Source organism: Solidesulfovibrio fructosivorans JJ] (assembly GCF_000179555.1).
Classification (GTDB): Bacteria; Desulfobacterota; Desulfovibrionia; order Desulfovibrionales; family Desulfovibrionaceae; genus Solidesulfovibrio; species Solidesulfovibrio fructosivorans.
In genome coordinates this window covers 135,042-151,666 of sequence record NZ_AECZ01000005.1, presented here as the reverse complement: position 1 = coordinate 151,666, position 16,625 = coordinate 135,042, and the positions used below count along the sequence as shown (strand labels likewise).

At 64.5% G+C, this 16,625-nt stretch carries 13 protein-coding genes; 8 read left to right on the top strand and 5 right to left on the bottom strand.

Features of this window, described 5'->3' with window-relative positions:
* The first annotated feature begins 434 nt into the window (after nucleotides 1-434).
* The 4 genes from DESFRDRAFT_RS05220 to DESFRDRAFT_RS22495 all read left to right on the top strand — a co-directional run bounded on the left by DESFRDRAFT_RS05220 (nucleotide 435) and on the right by DESFRDRAFT_RS22495 (nucleotide 5,194).
* The gene (locus tag DESFRDRAFT_RS05220; RefSeq protein WP_233489560.1) at nucleotides 435-1,322 is read left to right on the top strand and encodes a TOBE domain-containing protein; all 888 of its coding nucleotides are present in this window, start codon (nucleotides 435-437) and stop codon (nucleotides 1,320-1,322) included.
* 17 nt (nucleotides 1,323-1,339) lie between these two features.
* On the top strand, nucleotides 1,340-3,730 hold the full coding sequence (locus DESFRDRAFT_RS05215) for a PAS domain-containing sensor histidine kinase (RefSeq protein ID WP_005991855.1): 2,391 nt from the start codon (nucleotides 1,340-1,342) through the stop codon (nucleotides 3,728-3,730).
* A gap of 154 nt (nucleotides 3,731-3,884) precedes the next feature.
* A complete protein-coding gene (divK, locus tag DESFRDRAFT_RS05210; RefSeq protein ID WP_005991853.1) occupies nucleotides 3,885-4,241 on the top strand; it encodes a DVU0259 family response regulator domain-containing protein in 357 nt (118 codons plus the stop codon).
* Between the two features lie 236 nt (nucleotides 4,242-4,477).
* Nucleotides 4,478-5,194 (top strand): hypothetical protein, encoded by a 717-nt coding sequence (locus tag DESFRDRAFT_RS22495; RefSeq protein ID WP_005991851.1) that lies wholly within the window; start codon nucleotides 4,478-4,480, stop codon nucleotides 5,192-5,194.
* Here the strand turns inward: DESFRDRAFT_RS22495 and DESFRDRAFT_RS22655 are convergent.
* Entirely contained in the window at nucleotides 5,191-5,364 is a 174-nt protein-coding gene (locus DESFRDRAFT_RS22655) for a hypothetical protein (RefSeq protein ID WP_005991849.1), read from the bottom strand. The genes DESFRDRAFT_RS22495 and DESFRDRAFT_RS22655 overlap by 4 nt on opposite strands.
* Before the next feature lie 28 nt (nucleotides 5,365-5,392).
* Complete coding sequence (locus DESFRDRAFT_RS05200; RefSeq protein ID WP_005991847.1) at nucleotides 5,393-6,832, bottom strand: putative sulfate exporter family transporter; 1,440 nt, start codon at nucleotides 6,830-6,832, stop codon at nucleotides 5,393-5,395.
* 429 nt (nucleotides 6,833-7,261) lie between these two features.
* Between DESFRDRAFT_RS05200 and DESFRDRAFT_RS05195 the strand changes: the two genes are divergently transcribed.
* Both DESFRDRAFT_RS05195 and DESFRDRAFT_RS05190 read left to right on the top strand, forming a co-directional pair.
* A complete protein-coding gene (locus tag DESFRDRAFT_RS05195; RefSeq protein WP_005991845.1) occupies nucleotides 7,262-9,730 on the top strand; it encodes a c-type heme family protein in 2,469 nt (822 codons plus the stop codon).
* Entirely contained in the window at nucleotides 9,727-11,130 is a 1,404-nt protein-coding gene (locus DESFRDRAFT_RS05190; protein WP_005991843.1) for a sigma-54-dependent transcriptional regulator, read from the top strand. Before DESFRDRAFT_RS05195 ends, DESFRDRAFT_RS05190 begins: the two co-directional genes overlap by 4 nt.
* 471 nt (nucleotides 11,131-11,601) lie before the next feature.
* Here DESFRDRAFT_RS05190 and DESFRDRAFT_RS05185 read toward each other — a convergent pair whose 3' ends face one another.
* Complete coding sequence (locus tag DESFRDRAFT_RS05185; RefSeq protein WP_005991841.1) at nucleotides 11,602-12,216, bottom strand: LysE family translocator; 615 nt, start codon at nucleotides 12,214-12,216, stop codon at nucleotides 11,602-11,604.
* Between the two features lie 118 nt (nucleotides 12,217-12,334).
* The gene (locus tag DESFRDRAFT_RS05180; protein ID WP_005991839.1) at nucleotides 12,335-13,129 is read right to left on the bottom strand and encodes an AAA family ATPase; all 795 of its coding nucleotides are present in this window, start codon (nucleotides 13,127-13,129) and stop codon (nucleotides 12,335-12,337) included.
* Between the two features lie 361 nt (nucleotides 13,130-13,490).
* Here DESFRDRAFT_RS05180 and DESFRDRAFT_RS05175 point away from each other — a divergent pair, with 361 nt between their 5' ends.
* Nucleotides 13,491-13,724 (top strand): hypothetical protein, encoded by a 234-nt coding sequence (locus tag DESFRDRAFT_RS05175; RefSeq protein WP_005991837.1) that lies wholly within the window; start codon nucleotides 13,491-13,493, stop codon nucleotides 13,722-13,724.
* 9 nt (nucleotides 13,725-13,733) lie between these two features.
* A complete protein-coding gene (locus tag DESFRDRAFT_RS05170; RefSeq protein WP_005991835.1) occupies nucleotides 13,734-14,735 on the top strand; it encodes a DUF6976 family protein in 1,002 nt (333 codons plus the stop codon).
* Nucleotides 14,736-14,909: 174 nt separating this feature from the next.
* On the opposite strand, the gene DESFRDRAFT_RS05165 is transcribed toward DESFRDRAFT_RS05170, so the two are convergent.
* Entirely contained in the window at nucleotides 14,910-16,553 is a 1,644-nt protein-coding gene (locus tag DESFRDRAFT_RS05165; protein ID WP_043793891.1) for a radical SAM protein, read from the bottom strand.
* Between the last annotated feature and the right edge of the window lie 72 nt (nucleotides 16,554-16,625).

The window sequence follows — 16,625 nt, the reverse complement described above, 5'->3', positions numbered from 1 at the left end:
TCCCTTGGCCTCGGTCTTGCGGCGCGCTGTGGGTCGATTTTCGGGGGTCGTCCTTGGAGTCGGGCGGCCGGGTGAAAAATGGCCTTGACAGCGCCGCAAAAAATTATCACGATTTGCCTGCAATACGTGAGTTACGTCATTAGCGGCTTTCGTGAAATTTGTCACCTGCTTTTTTGATTTCTGACACGAAACGTCGGGACTTAGCCCCCCGACACAACGTCGGCCCAGGCCGCGGAGGCGCTCACAAGATGGGAATAGTCCCAAAAAACAAGGTAGATAGGAAAGGAACCGCTGCCAAGGCCACGGACGGTGCGGCGGCAGCTGTCCGGTTCCTGAGCACGGAACAGCTCATTTTGCTTGAGCAGGCCTTTGTTGCCTGGGTGGCCAAGGCGCGGGGGAAGCGCTCGAGTTTATCACGAAACCGTTGCAGACTCGTGTTCTTGCTCCTGCGCCATACTGGCGCCAAGCTCGGCGAGGTCCTGGCCATAAACGATGCCGAGGATTTCGATCTCGTGGCCCGCAAGGTCACCCTTGGCGGACGCGGCGAGGAGGACAGGCCCTCCCGCGAAGTCTATCTGCCCCACGAGCTCCACGCCGAGCTGGCCGCCATCCTGCGCGATCCGGACTACGAGCCCTATCGCGGCGGGCTCCTCGCCCTGGACCAGGGCTACGTGCGGCGCGTGCTCTACGAGCGGGCCGACGACTGCGGCCTGCCCAGGCAGCTGGCCAACCCCAACACCCTGCGCCGCTCGCGCGGCATCGAACTCTTTCGCGGCGGCGTGCCGCTCGGAGCCATCCAGCGCAGCCTCGGCCATCTGACCGCCAATTCCACCGCCGCCTTTCTGGAGATTTCCGAGGGAGACCCCTCCTCACCGGACATGGCCCTGCTCGACAGCGAAAAGGCCGCCGCCGAGGACAACTGCAACACCTTCACCGGCCGGGTCACGGCCATCACCCCGGGAGACCTGCAATCCCTGCTCGAGGTGGAGACCCCGGGCGGACACCGGCTGGTGTCCGTGCTCTCCAACGACCACGTGAAGGCCATGGAGCTGCACCGGGGAAGCCCGGTCACGGCCCGCATCCGCCCGCCCCGCCTGTCCCGAAACGCCGAAACGGCCGCGCCCGGCCCCAACCGCTTTCGCGGCGTGGTGGAACGCATCATGACCGGCGCGGACACGGCCGAGGTGGTGGTGCTTCTGGAGGACGGGGCCAGGGTCAGCTCCGTGGTCACCCCGGAGACCCTGGCCAACCTGCGCCTGGAAGTGGGCGAGACGGTCTGGGCCATGACCGGGGCTTTTTCCATCACGGTCAGCGCGGCGTAGGAAAGGAGAAGGCGGGGATGGACATGGACAAGGAACACGAAACCGGCGACGCCGCACAGCCGCAAAAGCCACGCCCCGACAAGGGAACCGGCGCGGCGCTGGCCCGTTTCGCCGCAAGCGCCGGCCGGGTCTTCCTGCAGATCCGCTGCTCGCTTATCACCAAGCTGGCCATCATCTCCGGCGCGGCGCTCATGTTCTTTTTCTTTCTCTGGTCCCATCTCAACATCGGGGCCATGGAAAGGCTGTCCATGGAGAACACCGTCTCGGACATCAACCGCCTGGGCACCACCATCATCCTCGGGCTGCACGACTCCATGCTGACCTACGCCCCGGACGCCACCCAGGAGATCGTGCGCAACATCGGCTCCCAGGCGGCCATCAAATCCATCCGCATCTACAACAAGCGCGGGGAGATCAAGTATTCCAAGGACGCGTCGGAAATCGGCACCGACACCGATATCAAGCAGGAAGCCTGCTATGTCTGCCACCGCAAGGAGCCGCCGCTTTTCGACGTCGGCATCAAGGCGCGCACCCGCTTTTTCACCGACGCCCAGGACCAGAAGTGCATCGGCATCATCTTTCCCATCGTCAATGACCCGTCCTGCTCGGGCGACCCCTGCCACGTCCATCCGCCGGGCAAGAAGATTCTCGGCCTGCTCGACATGGCGGTTTCGCTCGCCGGCACGGAGACGACGCTTTCGCGCTTCACCGGCATCAATTTCCTCATGGCCCTGGCCATCGCGGGCGCGCTTTTCCTCATCCTTTTTTTGTGCATGCACCTGCTTGTCAACGCCCCGGTGCGCAAGATGATGCGGGCCACCCGGGCCATTGCCGCGGGCGGCGAATTCACCGGAGTGGACCTGCGCCAGTGTGACGAGATGGGGGAACTCGGCCGGGCGATCACCACCATGGGCCGCGAGGTACTGGCCAAGCAGGCGGAGCTGGCCCGGCAGATGAAGCGCTACCAGGACCTTTTCGAGCACGTGCCCTGCGTCATCACCGTCCAGGACAAGGACCTGCGGCTTGTCAGCTACAACCAGTTTTTCGCCGGCGAGTTCCACGCCAGCCCCGGCCAGTACTGCTACAAGGCCTACAAGGGCCTCGACGCGCCCTGCCCGGGCTGCCCGGTCATGCGCACCTTTAAGGACGGGCTGCCCCACGCCACCGAGGAAATCACCCTGGACAAGGACGGCAATCCCCGCTCTTTTTTCGTCAGCACCGCCCCCATGCCCGACGCCGACGGCAACATCGCCACCGTCATGGAGATGAGCCTCGACATCACGGCCAGCAAGTACCTGGAGGCCGAGCTCGAACGCTCGCGCAAGAAGTACCTGGCGATTTTCAGCTGCATTCCCACCGCCCTTTTCGTGCTGGACCGCGAGGACCTCACCATCCTCGAATGCAACGCCACGGCCGAGGAGGTCTACGGCTACACCCAGGCGGAACTTATCGGCCAGAATTTCCTGGATCTTTTCTACAACCGCGACCGCAGCGGCCACGAGCGCAGCATCCGGGAACGCCACGCCATCGACCGGGCCCGCCACTGCAGGAAATCCGGGGCGATCATATACGTCTCCATCCGCGTCTCCACCACCACCTTCCCGGACAGCCAGGTCTACCTGGTTTCGGCCACGGACATCACGAGGCGCCTCGAAACCGAGCAGCAGCTCATCCAGGCGAGCAAGATGGCGACCCTCGGCGAAATGGCCACCAGCGTGGCCCACGAGCTCAACCAGCCCATGACCGTGATCCAGACCATCTCCGAGTATCTCATGCGCAAGACGCGGCGCGGGGAACCCGTTTCGCCCGAACTGTTCCAGGAGATGGCGGAAGGCATCGGCAAGCACATCGCCCGGGCCACCCGGATCATCACCCACATGCGCGAGTTCGGCCGCAAATCCGATCTCACCGTCGGGCCGGTGAACCTTGGCGACGTGCTCATGCACACCATGGAGTTCTTCAACCAGCAGCTCAAGGTGCGCAACATCGAGGTCGCAACCGACATCGCCCCGGACCTGCCCCCGGTCTCGGCCGATGCCGGCCGGCTGGAACAGGTGTTCATGAACCTGCTTTTAAACGCCCGCGACGCCATCGAGGAGCGGGGGCCGGCCGCCGGCGGCAAGACGGAAAAGCGCATCACCCTGCGCGTGTACCGGGACGGGGACCAGGTGGCCGCCGCCATCGCCGACACCGGCCCCGGCATCGCCCCGGACATCCAGGACAAAATCTTCGAGCCCTTTTTCACCACCAAACCCGTGGGCAAGGGGACGGGGCTCGGCCTTTCCATCAGTTACGGCATCATCAAGGATTACGGGGGCACCATCGAAATGGCCTCGGAACCGGGTCAGGGAGCCCGGTGCATCGTCCGGCTGCCGATCCGCAAGCCGGATACGGGACAGACGGCGTAACCGGGCGCTTCGCGCCCGTCAGCGTCCGCCGCCCGGGGCTGGCGGACAGGAACAGGCATCAACCGGGACTTTCCGGACGGCTAAGGCGTTACGGCAGAAAACCGCGATCGGGACCGGCTCCACAAGGAAAGCCGTCCCAATGAGGAGACGAAAAATGGCCAAGAAAATCATGGTGGTGGACGACGATCCGCAGATCGTCTCCTATCTCGTCACGTTGCTTGGGGACAACGGCTACGACACCTGCAGCGCTTGCGACGGCGACGCCGCCATGGACGTGCTGGAGCGCGAAAAGCCGGACTGCATCACCCTGGACCTGGAGATGCCCCACGAGTGGGGGCCCCGGTTCTACCGCAAGTTCTCCCAGAAAGAGGAATTCAAGAACCTGCCCGTGGTGGTGATAAGCGGGCTGACCGGGCATGATATGGCCATCCGCAAGGCCGTGGCCGCCATTCACAAGCCTTTCGAGCCCGAAGCCGTGCTGACGGCCGTGAAAAAGGCCTGCGGCGACTGATCGCCCGGACCGGCGCGTGGAGAACTCCGCGAGGGTTCGTTTTTTTTGAAGCAATGCGGCAATCGGGCCTTTATCGGCCCTCTGGCGGGGCCGGCGCGAAAGCGCCGGCCCCTTTTTTCTCGGGCGGCCAAACCTCCCCTGCTGACGTTTCGCCCGCGATCCCCTATCCTCGCCCCAAATGCGGCGGCTTTCATGATCCCTCTTTTACGCCGCGCCACGACGGAGAAGGAGACACCATGCCGGAAAGCGACATTGCCGGGCGCATTGCCGCCTGGATGGACGACCGCGCCCACAACGCCCTGTTCCCGGGCTCGGATATGCCCGCCTTCGCCACCCCGCTCATCGGCTATGCCGACGGCGCGGACCCGCTTTTTACACGCATCAAGGAGGACATCGGCCCGGAGTTCTACTGGACGCCGCGTCAAGCCTTCGCCCTGGCCTTCCCGGACGACGCCCCGCCCCCCGCTGACGCTTTGACCGTCATCGCCTGGATACTTCCCCAGACCGCCGCCACCCGCGCCGCCCACCGGGCCTGCCGGGATCTGCCGGACATCGCCTGGAGCCGGGCCCGCCACTTCGGCGAAATGGTCAACGAACGCCTGCGCGCCTTCGTGGTCGAAACCCTGTCCCGGGAGGGCATCCGGGCCGTGGCCCCCACGTTGCTTCCACAGTGGGGACGGCGGCTGTCCCCGCGCTTGCGAATCGCGCAATCCTATGGAGAAGAAGAGAGAAGAGAATGCGAGAGGGGAAACCCTTTAAAAAGGGTTCTCCCCTCTCGCGCTCTCCCCTTCCTAAATTTTCTAATTATCGGGATGTTCCATTTCCATTTTCCTATCAGGAAAGAAGCGTGGCAAGAAAGCGTCCCGAACCAAGCCGTCGGTGTCCCCGCAAAAAAAGAAACGGGCGGCCCTTTCGGACCGCCCGCCATATATCCAAGAGGTTGCCGCGCCTAGCCGTGCGCGCCGGGGAAAAATTCGGCGCTCACGAAGTACAGCACGAAGAGCAAAACCGCTCCCAGACTGATGCTCCAGGCGATCAGCTTCTTTTCGATGGGCAGAAGCGGTTCCCATTCCATCTGGGAGAGTTCTTCGGAAAAAGACGCGTCTTTGACTTCAGGTTCCATGCATGCCTCCTTGCTTGATCAGGTGTGGTCAGGACGCCAGCGGCGGTTTGACCCCGTGGAAGAAGAGCCACGAGATGAAAAGGCCGATCCAGATGATGAAGCCGAAGAGGCTCACGATGTAGACCAGCGCCAGCCTGCCGATGCCCTCGTCCCACAGCTTCTTGAAGTTGGAGACCACCCCGATGGTGAAAAACGTCAGCACGAAGAAGATGGCCCGGAAAGGACCGGTGTCGCCGATGGCCGTCTTGCCCATCTTGAGCAGGTCGCCGCCCTTGGCGCACAAAAGCAACATGATGATGAAGGTGATGACGTAGCCGAGCACGAAACGCGGAAAACGGTCGAGGATCGCGCCGAGTTTCATGCGCTGGCCGGGCTTGCACTCGATCATGGTGCACCAGATGGCGGCCAGGACGAAGGCCCACACGCCGATGAACACGTCGATGAAGATCTTGATGGTGGTGGCCGCCATGGTGATCCAGCCCGGCTGGTAGTTCACCCCGTCCACGGCCATGGCCTGGGCGCGAACGAGCGCGTCGGTGATGACGCCCGAGGCGATGGCGCCGCCGTCGGACTTGACGGCCAGGCCCATCCAAGCGCCGGCCACCATGGGCTCGTTGTACATCCAATGCTGGGCCACGAAAGGCAGGATCAACATTTCCACGCAGGTAAAGACCACGACCAGCGAGGAAACCATGATGGGGACGATGGGCCGGGCGCGGATGGCGCCGCCGGTGGCGATGGCGGCGGACACGCCGCAGATCGAGATGCCGGAGGCGAGCGGCGCGGCCCATTCACGGCTGAACTTGAAGTATTTCCGGGAGATGTAATACACCAGGGCCCAGTAGATGAGATAGGCCTCGACGATGGCGCAAAGGCCCCGGAAGATGACCGCCGAAGCAAGGCCCAAAGCGTCGACCGACTTGACGCCGAGCTCCGCGCCCAGGATGACGATGGCGATCTTGACGAACATTTCCGGGCGGAGCGCCGGCTTCAGCTTCTCGGCCAGACCCGGCATGAAGTTGCCGATAAAGATGCCGACCAGAAGCGCCACGATAAAGCCCGCCTCGCCGGTCAGCCCCATGGCCCATTTGAGGTTGTACTTCGCCAGCTGGTTGGGCGTGGCCGCGACGACGGCGTAGTGCCCGATGGCGAAGCAGAAAAAGCCGATGAAGAAGACCAGCGTGAAGCTGACCATGAAGCGTTTGGCGTCGCCGCCGAGCGCCCGGATGCCGAAAGCCAGCATGACCGTGACGAAAATCCAGGTCAAAATCAGCGACAGCACGCCGGACATGCCCTTATAGGCGCCCGTCGCCGCCGAGAACATCTGCCCCGGCTCCAGCCACACGTTGGACTTGACGGCCCAGCCCAGCGGATCGACGCCGCCGAAGTTGAAAAGCGACAAGCCGAACAGGACGAGCCCCAGGATCAGGGCCAGCTTGTCTTCCGTAAGCCATTTTTTTTCCGCCATAACTCCCTCCTCTTGCATTGACGATGACGCAGCGCGACGCGCAACCGACCGCGATAAGGCCATCCCGTCGTATCCCTCCCGGAACCCCTCCGGGTGGCCGACCTCGCCGCGCCGATCGCTCCCGCAAGCCGGCGGACATCCGGCGGCCCGCGATTGCTCCGTCCTCCCCTGCCGCCCCCGGGCGAATCCGCCGCCGGAGCGTCTCCCAAACGCCCCGCGGCAAACATCGCGCCGGACCGGGTCCGAGAGACCCGTCAGTTGCCCTAAGCAAGTCCGGGACCAATTCCTTTTTTTTCGCAACATTTTGTATTTACAAGATTTTTAAAACCTGCTCCAATCAAGGTGCCAACTCAGGTTAGCACCCCGCAGCCGGGCGGTTGCATTGCCTTTTTCCCCCAGCCGCCCCAAAAGAGGATCAAGGGGGATCTCATGGCCAAGCAGCACCCCAAAACCATTAAACATCGCTTCGTGGTCGGTCTTTCCGTCATCATGGCCGTGCTCGGCATGTTCTTTGCCGTGGTCATTTCCATGAACCTGCGCAACCAGCTCGTCACCGACACCGAGCACAAGGCCTCGCTGGTGCTCTCCCAGGCCGAGGCGGTCCAGACCTACATCCGCCACGTCCTGCGGCCGTCCATGTACGAGCTTCTGCCGCCGGACGGATTCCTGCTCGAGGCCATGTCCACCTCGTTCGTCACGCGCCGGGTGATGAGCGACCTAAACGCCCAGGGCGACCAGTTCCGCTACCGCCGGGTGGCGGTGCGGGCGCGAAACCCCGATTACGAGGCCGACGCCTTCGAGCGGGCGCTCATGGACCGGTTCGCCAAGGACCCGGAACTGACACGGGTGGAGGAAATCACCGAACGCGACGGGGAAGAGGTGTTCGTGGCCGCCCGGCCGGTGCGCCTGGAAGCCTCGTGCCTGCACTGCCACGGCGACCCGGCAAGCGCGCCCAAGGCGCTCATCGCCCGCTACGGCGACAAGCGGGGCTTCTGGCGGCACGACGGCGAACTTGTGGGCGTGGACGCCGTGACCATGCCCGTGGCCGGGGCGCTGGGGCAGATCAAGGGAGCGACCTTCAGCTTCGTGGCCCTTTTCGCCCTGGGGCTCGGCGTCTTTTACCTGACGGTGCAGCTTTTCTTCGACCGGCTGGTGGTGGTCAATCTGCGCCGGGTCACGGACGTGATGCGCCGCTATTTCCCCAAGGAGGCCGGCGAGGAACCGAACGCCCCTCCGGGCGAGGGCGAGATCGAGGAAATATACGCCGGCATCGAGGCCTTCGCCTCGCGGCTCAAGGAGGCGCGCGGCAAGATCGAGGACCACGCCCAGGACCTGGAGCGCACGGTCACGGCCAGGACAAGGGAACTCGCCCACGAGGCCGACGAACGCCGCTCGGACGTGGCGCTTTTCGTGGAGCTTTTAAGCATCCTCAACATGTCCCAGACCAGGGCCGAGCTTTTGACCGGCGCCCTGGCCCGCATCGCCGAACGCTTCGGCGCCCGGGCCGTGGCCTACGAGTGCGAATTTTCCGGCGGCGGCTCGGTTTCCTGGCCGCCCGGCGATTCCCCGCCGCCTCCCCCCGCCGAGTGGCGCAAGCTGGTGGCCGAGGACCGCCTGCGCCTGACCGGCGATGCGGCCTTTATCCCGGTGCGCACGACAGACGTCAGCCGGGGGCTTTTGCGCCTTTACTTTCTGCCCGACGGGCCGGGCCCCGACAGCGATGCCACCGAGCTGTACCGGGCCATCGGCCAGCAGCTCGGCATCGCCCTGGAAAACCTGGACGCCATCAACTCACTTTTGGGCCAAAACGCCCTGCTCGCCTCCATCTTCGACGGCATCTCCGACCCGCTGGCCCTGGTCGACAGTTCCTTCGGCATCATCCTGGCCAACGAACCGGCCCGGGAGCTGGCCAGGGCGCTGCGGCGGGAGCTTGGCGGCGCGGTCGCCCCGCCGCCCGTGGCCATCCCCGGTGCCCCCCTGCGCCTGCCGCCGGAAGTCTTCGGCCCCGCCCCGGGCGACGACGCGGCCAGTCCCGCCGCGATGGCGCGCATCGACCCGACCATTTCCACCATCGACCTGCCCGACGGCCGCTCCTTCGCCGTGACCCGCTACCCCCTGGCCTCTCCCAACGGCCAGGACGGGCGCATGGTGGTCTACGCCCGGGAAAACACGGCCGAACGGCGCATGCGGGAACAGATGCGCCAGACCGAAAAGCTCGTGGCCGTGGGCAAGCTGGCCGCCGGACTGGCCCACGAGATCAACAACCCCCTTGGCGTCATCGCCTGCTACGCGGAACTGTTGCGCCAAAACGAGACCGATCCCCAGGCCCTGGACGACCTGGCCGTCATCGAACGCCACGCGATCATGGCCAAAAAAGTCCTGCGCGACCTGCTCGACTTCGCCCGGCCCCGGCAAGCCTCCACCGGCCCCTGCGACATCGCCGCGCTCTTAAAAAGCCTCTCGCGCCTGTTCGAGGTCCAGGCCCAGGCGCGCAAGGTCCGCCTCGAGACCACCATCGACGACAACCTGCCCGTGGCCAGGGCCGACGCCTCGGCCCTGGAACAGGTGTTGTCCAACCTGCTTTTAAACGCCCTGGACGCGGTCTCTCCGGAAACGGGCGAGGTCCGCATCGCCGCCCGCCCCGGCCCGGACGACGACAGCGTCAGCATCCTGGTCTCGGACAACGGCCCGGGTATCCCCCCGCAAGACCTGACGCGCATCTTCGACCCGTTTTTCACCACCAAGGAAGCCGGACGCGGCTCGGGCCTGGGCTTGGCCGTGGTGTTCGGCCTGCTGCGCGACATGGGCGGCCGGGTGGAAGTGGAAAACGCCGACGGCGCGGTCTTCACCGTCATCCTGCCGGCCTGCGGGCCCGCCTGTCAGGAGGAAGCCTCATGAACGGCACACCGCGTGTGCTCATCGTCGACGACCAGCCGGATTTCGCCCGGGGGCTCGTGCGGCTGCTGGCCAAGAAACTGCCGGGCGCGTCCCTGGGCTGCGTGCTCTCGGGCGAGGAAGCCCTGGCCGACCTCGCCCGCGCCCCCTGCGCCGTGCTGGTGACCGACCTGCGCATGCCCGGCATCTCGGGCCTGGACCTGCTGGGGGCCGCCCTTAAGCGCGACGCCAACCTGGGCGTGGTGCTTTTAACCGCCCATGGTGACATCGACACCGCCGTGGCCGCGCTCAAGGCTGGCGCCTACGATTTCCTGACCAAACCCGTGGACTCCGAACACCTGACCCGGGTCATCGCCAAGGGCCTGGAACGGGCGGAACTGCTGGCCGAAAACATCCGCCTGCGGGCGGTTGTCGCGGCCTGCGGCGGCGATACCGGTCTGCTCGGCCAGTCGCCGGCCATGGAACAGGTCAAGGAGGCCATCACCGCCGTGGCCGGCTCGGACTACACCGTGCTCATCCGGGGCGAATCCGGCACCGGCAAGGAACTGGCCGCCCGGGCCGTGCACAGCCTGTCGCGGCGCGCCTCGGGACCGTTTCTCTCGGTCAACTGCCCGGCCATCCCGGACCAGCTCCTCGAAAGCGAACTCTTCGGCCACGTGCGCGGCGCGTTCACCGGGGCCGAACGCGACCGGCGCGGACTCTTCACCTCCGCCAACGGCGGCGTCATCGTGCTCGACGAAATCGGCGACATCCCCATGAGCGTCCAGACCAAGCTCCTGCGCGTGCTCCAGGAACGCGAGGTGCGCCCCGTCGGGTCCAACAAATCCCTGCCCGTGGACGTGCGCATCCTGGCCTCCACCAACCAGGACCTGGAAAGCAAAATCGCGGACAAGACCTTCCGCGAAGACCTCTACTACCGCTTGAACGTTTTGACCGTGCGCCTGCCGCCCCTGCGCGAACGCCGCGAGGACATCCCACTCCTGGCCACCGCCTTCCTGGCCCGGGCCTGCCGCGAAACCGGCATCGGCGAAAAGGAATTCTCCGCCGAAGGCCTTGCCGCCCTGTCCGGCCGGGAATGGCCCGGCAACGTGCGCGAACTGCTCAACTTCGTGCGCCGGCTTACCGTCTTCTGCCGGGGCGACGTCATCGGTCCCGCCGCCATCGCCGCCGCCGACCCCGGCCAGGGCGACCCGGCCGACATCGATAACGACGACGACACCCCCACGCCCTACCTCGAAGCCAAGGCCCGGGTCGTCGACGCCTTCACCCGGCGTTACGTCGAGCGCCTCCTCGGCCAGACCCGCGGCAACGTCTCCGAAGCGGCACGGGTTTCGGGCCTGGAACGCGTGTCGTTGCAGAAGATATTGCGCCGGTTAGGCATCGCGGCGGAGGGATATCGGTAGGCGAAGGACCGGGGCTCCGCCCCGGACCCCGCCGGGAGGCCACGGGCCCCCGGGCCCCCCTTCTCGGCTTTGGTCGGGCGGGAGGTGGGTTGGCTGCCGGGAAGGCGGAGGTGGAGAAGATGGAGGCTGAATTTGTCGGGACGATGCCGCCGCTGACGCGGCAGGCTCGCCCCGAGCAAATTCAGCCTCCACCACGCCGGTCGCCCCTTTGGGGCGACATGTAAAGACACTCTTGTTTCTTGAATGCGGCGCTTCGCCGCTGGCGCGGTTGTCGCCGCAATCGTGTCCGGCGTCGAGGCGCAAAGCGCCTCGTGTCGCCGGGCCGATTGCGGCGACAAGACCTACCGACCGAACTCCCGCCTCACCATCCCGACCCGGGAAAAGGGGGTCCGGGGGACATCAAGTCCCCCGGCGGTGGGGTCCAGGGGAGGCAGCGCCTCCCCTGGCCGCCGGAGGCACCTCCCCCTGCCGCTAGCGCTTCACCGCCACGGCCGTCAGCACCCCCGCGCCGATGAGCGACCCGCCGCCGACGCGGCGCAGCGTACCGACGAAACGGGGATCGCGGATGCGGCCGCCGATGGTGCCGGCGAGAAGCGCGTAGGCGGTGGTGTTGGCCGCGCCGAGCAGCACGAAGGTCGTGCCGAGGAGCGCCAGTTGCGGCAGGGCCGGTGCCTGCGGGCTCACGAACTGGGGCAGGAAGGCCACGAAAAAGAGGATGGTTTTGGGATTGAGCACGGTGACGGTGAAGGCGTGGACGAATTTCCGGCCGGCCGGGCATGGGGCCGGTGACGCGACCGCGTCGTTGCCCGAGCGCAGCATGCCGATGCCGAGCCAGACCAGGTAGACCGCGCCGACGACCTTTACCACGGTGAAGGCGGCGGCCGAGGCCGAGAGCAGCGCGCCGAGTCCGGCCAGGGAGCCGGCGCAGGCCACGGCGTCGCCAAGGCACACGCCGGTCACCAGGGACCAGACGGATTTGCGGCCCTCGGCCAGGCCGTAGCCGATGACCATGAGCACGGTGGGACCGGGGAAAACGAGCAGCACGGAGGCCGCCGCGATAAACGCCAGATACAATGGCAATGTCATACCCTCACCACGATGCCTTGCCTGAACATGTTGAGAAAACAGCGGACATGCGCCGGAAAAGGTGGTTCCGCGGCGCAATCATTCCGGGTCCTTCCGGGAGTTTCCCGGCCGCGCCCGGTCAGACCTGTCCGGGAGTGCCGTCTCCGAGCGCTCCTTCCAGCTCCGATTCCACGAATGCGGCCGGATCCGCGCAAAAGTCGCGAAGCAATCTGAAATGTTCGGTCCGCTCCACGCGTACCGGTTCGAGGCCGGACTTGGACAGGAGCAAGAGCCGGGCGTCGGGATAGGCCATGAGCAACGGAGAATGCGTCGCCATGATCACCTGACACCGCCCCATCCGCTCCATGCGACGCAGCAGCCTCAGAAACAGGACTTGCCGGGAGGGGGAAAGCGCCGATTCCGGTTCGTCAAAAATGAAGATGCCCTGGCGGTCGCAGCGTTCGTCGAAAAAACGCAGGAAACCTTCCCCATGCGAATGGGAGAGAAAATCCGGCGGCACCCCGGAGGCCTCGATCGCGGCCCGATCGAGATAGCGGGCGACCGTAAAGAAGCTCTCGGCCTTAAAGAACCAACCCGTGGTGATCTTCGGCAGCCAGCTCGCCCGCAGCGCGTCGGCAAGCCGTCCGCCGCTCACTTCGAGCGCCCCGGAATGGTCCACCGGCATGTAGCCCTTGCCGCCGCCGGCATCGTCGTACCCCGCCAGGGCCGCGATGCCTTCGAGGAGGGTTGATTTGCCGGCGCCGTTCTCTCCCACGACGATCGTGATCGCCTTGTCGAAGGACAGCTCGAATCCGGGCAAAAAAAGCGGCAAAGAAAACGGGTAGGCCTTCGGATCGGGGACCGAAGACTTGTCCAGACAGATCCGCTTGAGGTAGGGCGCCGGCAGGTTGGTGGGACGGTATCTCCGACTCATTTCGCACTTCCCCATTCTTGACGCCGGCGGCCATTCCGCGCCGGGGCGCCGGGAGACTGTCTCCCCGTCGAACCTTCTTAAAACAGAAAATCCAATATACCCGCAACCCCCCAAAAAACATACGCCTATCCGGGGTTGGCCAGGAGCTTCGTAAGGCAATCAGCTTTACTTGAATTTCTATTGCATCGAATAGAAATTTATCTTATGATTTAACACCAAACTTTATATATTATCAAATATATATTAACGTAAAAATGCCACTCTTATAAATAAAACTTATATACGACAAAAAACTACAATACGGCAGAAAGATGTGCTGCATCCCACATATATTGAGCTTTAAACTTTAAAGGAGGCCAATATGGAAGTGCCCAGCAAAAGCAATAAGACTTGGCATGACATTGTAACAGGCAAGAAAGTTTTTCAACTGAAGTTTCTTGCCGCCAAGATTCTCCTCGGCAGACTGACGCGATCGGCCAAGGACGACCCTTCACCAGGCAACATCAACACATGTATCGATCAACTTTACGATATTTTTGTCAACAACAAAAATATGCCAAGCGTACAGGATGATCTGAAAACAATTTTCGGCTAGGAGGGCAATATGAGACAGACTATTTCCACTGTAGCTGACGTCAAAAAAATGATCGAAGACAAACGCACGCTTCTCCTCGCCGGCGACGAAGATGCGTTACATCAACTGCCCAAAGGGAATTGGGTCGCGGGCACCATCCCCTATTTCATATCGAGCGACCAGGGCGGCATGGTCAGCCAGGACATGATCAGCGTTACGGACATCACGGATATCGTCACTTCGTTCAAAATAGCCACCTATGACCAAAACAGCCTGGCCAGGGTCTACAGCGAAGGCCCCAAACACGGCTTCAGCTTCATCGTCATTCCGGCCTCCAGCAAGACCCATCTGGCGTTTGCCTTAAACGCTCCGAACTACAAGGACTTCGGAGTGCGGCCGCTCATTGGTTGGATCGCCGGCGTCCACCTCTCCGACCTGGGCAAGAAAACGCCCAAGGTCGTCAACGGCATCACGGGAGAGGTGCTGGAAGAAGGGGCCTTGGTGCTTCAGGCGGAATTACCGCAAGGCAAGGTGGCGGAGATCGGCATCGTCAATCTCTTCGAGCAGGGCGACGGCGACGTCCTCACCTTCACCTCCGACGACTTTGCCGCCAAGGACGTCATCGTCAACGGGGAAAAGCAGAATTTCGCCGAGTACATCGTCAAGAACAAACTCGACACCAAGCTGCCGCTTGTGGCCGACTACTACGGGGCCATGGTCAACATCAGTTTCCAGGGCGTCGACGAAGCGGAAGGGTTGGTAAAATTCTATGCGCCGGTGTTTTCCGGAATCCGGTACAAGCACGCCAAGCCCGTGCTCGATTACGTCAAACAGTTCAACGAACGCCTTCGCAATGAAGGCTCCATCGAATCCCAGCGCATAGCCTTCTCGTGCAACTGCATTCTCAATTATCTTTATTCCGAATTGGAAGGAAAGAAGACGGAGCCCTTCACCGGCCCTGTCACCTTCGGCGAAATCGCCTACCAGTTGCTCAACCAGACTCTCGTCTACCTCGAGGTCCTGGACGTTTAAGGCAAAACGCCGGCAAGCGAGGGAGCGCCGCCAAGCGCTTTGGCCTCGCTTGCCGGCACCATGTGATCCGGGACCATTTGCCGTCCCCAGTATCCGCTGGGTGCCCACAGACCGTTAGACCGCCTTCCACCACAACCCCCGTCCCCGATATGTCCGAAGTCGGCGCTCGAAAAGCTACCGGCAGCGCTTGCAGACCGCGCAGCCGGCCGGCGGGCATTTGGCCGTGGGGACGCCTTGCTGGTAGCGTTCCCATTCGCGCCAAAGAAAGTCGCGGGAAACGCCGATATCGACGATGTCCCAGGGGAAGACTTCATCCTTGTCGCGTTCGCGGTCCAGATAGAAGGCTTCGTCGCCGTCCCATGTCTTGAGCGCCCGGCGGAAGCTGCCGGAGGCGGCCGCCGCCTCGATGAGCGGAAAGAGCCGCTCGTCGCCCCGGGCGAGCAGCCCCTGCATGCGGGCCATGGAGGCGTTCTCCACTTCCACGCGGAAGCCCGGCAGCGGCTTGGCGGCTTCGCGGACCCGGGCGTAAGCCGCCTCGATAGCCGCGACCGAGGCCATGGGGGCCCATTGCATGGGGGTGGCCGGTTTGGGAACCAGCGGATTGACGGACAGGGTGGCGTGGGCCACGCCGCGCTTGCCCTTGCCGATGGAGGCGGCCTCGGCCACTCGCGCCAAAAGCGGGGCCAGGTCGTCGAAGTCTTCGGGGCATTCCCCGGGCCAGCCGACGATCACGTAGAACTTCAAGTGGTTGATGCCGTACTTGCCGGCCAGGGCGACGGCGTTTTCAAGCGCGTCCAGGCTCAGGTGTTTGTTGGCGGCACGGCGCAGGCGCTCGCTCGGCGCTTCCAGGGCCAGCGTCAGGGTGCGAAGGCCGGCCTGGCGCAGGATGGTCAAAAGCTCGGGAGTGATGCCGTCGGCGCGCACGGACGAAAGCGAGAACTTGGTTCCCCGTTCCCGCAGCCAGGCGAGAAACGGCAGCAGGTCGGGCCAGTCGGTGAGCGCCGTGCCGACAAGGCCCACCTTGCGCGGCGAAACGTCCTCGATAAGCGTCTGCAACGCCGCCATGCGGGCCTGCCTGGGAGGCCGGTAGACATAGCCGGCGGCGCAGAACCGGCAGCCGTAGGGACAGCCGCGATTGACCTCGACCAGGAACATGTCGCGAAAGGCCGCGTGGCCGGAGACAAAGCAGGAATGGGCCGGATCGGCCAGCACCGTGGCCGCGTCGGCGTCCGTGGCGCAGGCCCGGGCGACCGGGGTGCGGGTGACGCCCGGGACGAGCACGCCCGGCATATGGGCCACGGCGGCAAGACAGGCGGCCTTGTCCGCGCCGGAGAGAACGGCCCGTCGCAACGCCGCCAGCACCTCCGGCAGCCCGGCCTCGGCCTCGCCCACGAAAAGCAGGTCCAACGCCGGCAGGAAGGGAGCGGGATTGAGAAAGGCAAGCGGCCCGCCTCCCATCACGATGGGAAAATCGGGCCGCTTGTCGCGCGTCAGGGGGATATCCGCGGCGGTCAGGGCAGCCGCCGCGGGCAGGTAGTCTTCCTCGTAGCACAGCGAAAAGGCGACGACCGGAAAATCGGCCAGGGGACGGCCGGAATCCTCGGCCATGGGGGCTTCGTCCGGCCGGCAGAAGACCCGTTCCACGGCAAGGGCCTGATCGTCCGTCAGGAGCCGCCAGACGGCCTGCCAGCCCAGGGCCGAGAGGGCGAGCCCCTCCGCGCCGGGCACGGCCAGGGCCACGGGCAGCCGCCCGCCGAAATCCCGCACCTCGGGCCTGTCCAGGCCGAAATGGACCCTTGCCCGACTCGTTTCGCTCAAACGTCACCTTTCCCCGTATCGGGGGCCGGGGATGCGTCCCCGGCAGGGAGCCCCGGGAGGAACCGCGTTCCT

Coding starts and splice junctions, on each gene's coding strand:
- DESFRDRAFT_RS05175 (WP_005991837.1), top strand. CDS start 13,491: ATGGAAGTGCCCAGCAAAAGCAATAAGACTTGGCATGACATTGTAACA.
- DESFRDRAFT_RS05180 (WP_005991839.1), bottom strand. CDS start 13,129: ATGAGTCGGAGATACCGTCCCACCAACCTGCCGGCGCCCTACCTCAAG.
- DESFRDRAFT_RS05190 (WP_005991843.1), top strand. CDS start 9,727: ATGAACGGCACACCGCGTGTGCTCATCGTCGACGACCAGCCGGATTTC.
- divK (WP_005991853.1), top strand. CDS start 3,885: ATGGCCAAGAAAATCATGGTGGTGGACGACGATCCGCAGATCGTCTCC.
- DESFRDRAFT_RS05215 (WP_005991855.1), top strand. CDS start 1,340: ATGGACATGGACAAGGAACACGAAACCGGCGACGCCGCACAGCCGCAA.
- DESFRDRAFT_RS22495 (WP_005991851.1), top strand. CDS start 4,478: ATGCCGGAAAGCGACATTGCCGGGCGCATTGCCGCCTGGATGGACGAC.
- DESFRDRAFT_RS22655 (WP_005991849.1), bottom strand. CDS start 5,364: ATGGAACCTGAAGTCAAAGACGCGTCTTTTTCCGAAGAACTCTCCCAG.
- DESFRDRAFT_RS05185 (WP_005991841.1), bottom strand. CDS start 12,216: ATGACATTGCCATTGTATCTGGCGTTTATCGCGGCGGCCTCCGTGCTG.
- DESFRDRAFT_RS05200 (WP_005991847.1), bottom strand. CDS start 6,832: ATGGCGGAAAAAAAATGGCTTACGGAAGACAAGCTGGCCCTGATCCTG.
- DESFRDRAFT_RS05195 (WP_005991845.1), top strand. CDS start 7,262: ATGGCCAAGCAGCACCCCAAAACCATTAAACATCGCTTCGTGGTCGGT.
- DESFRDRAFT_RS05170 (WP_005991835.1), top strand. CDS start 13,734: ATGAGACAGACTATTTCCACTGTAGCTGACGTCAAAAAAATGATCGAA.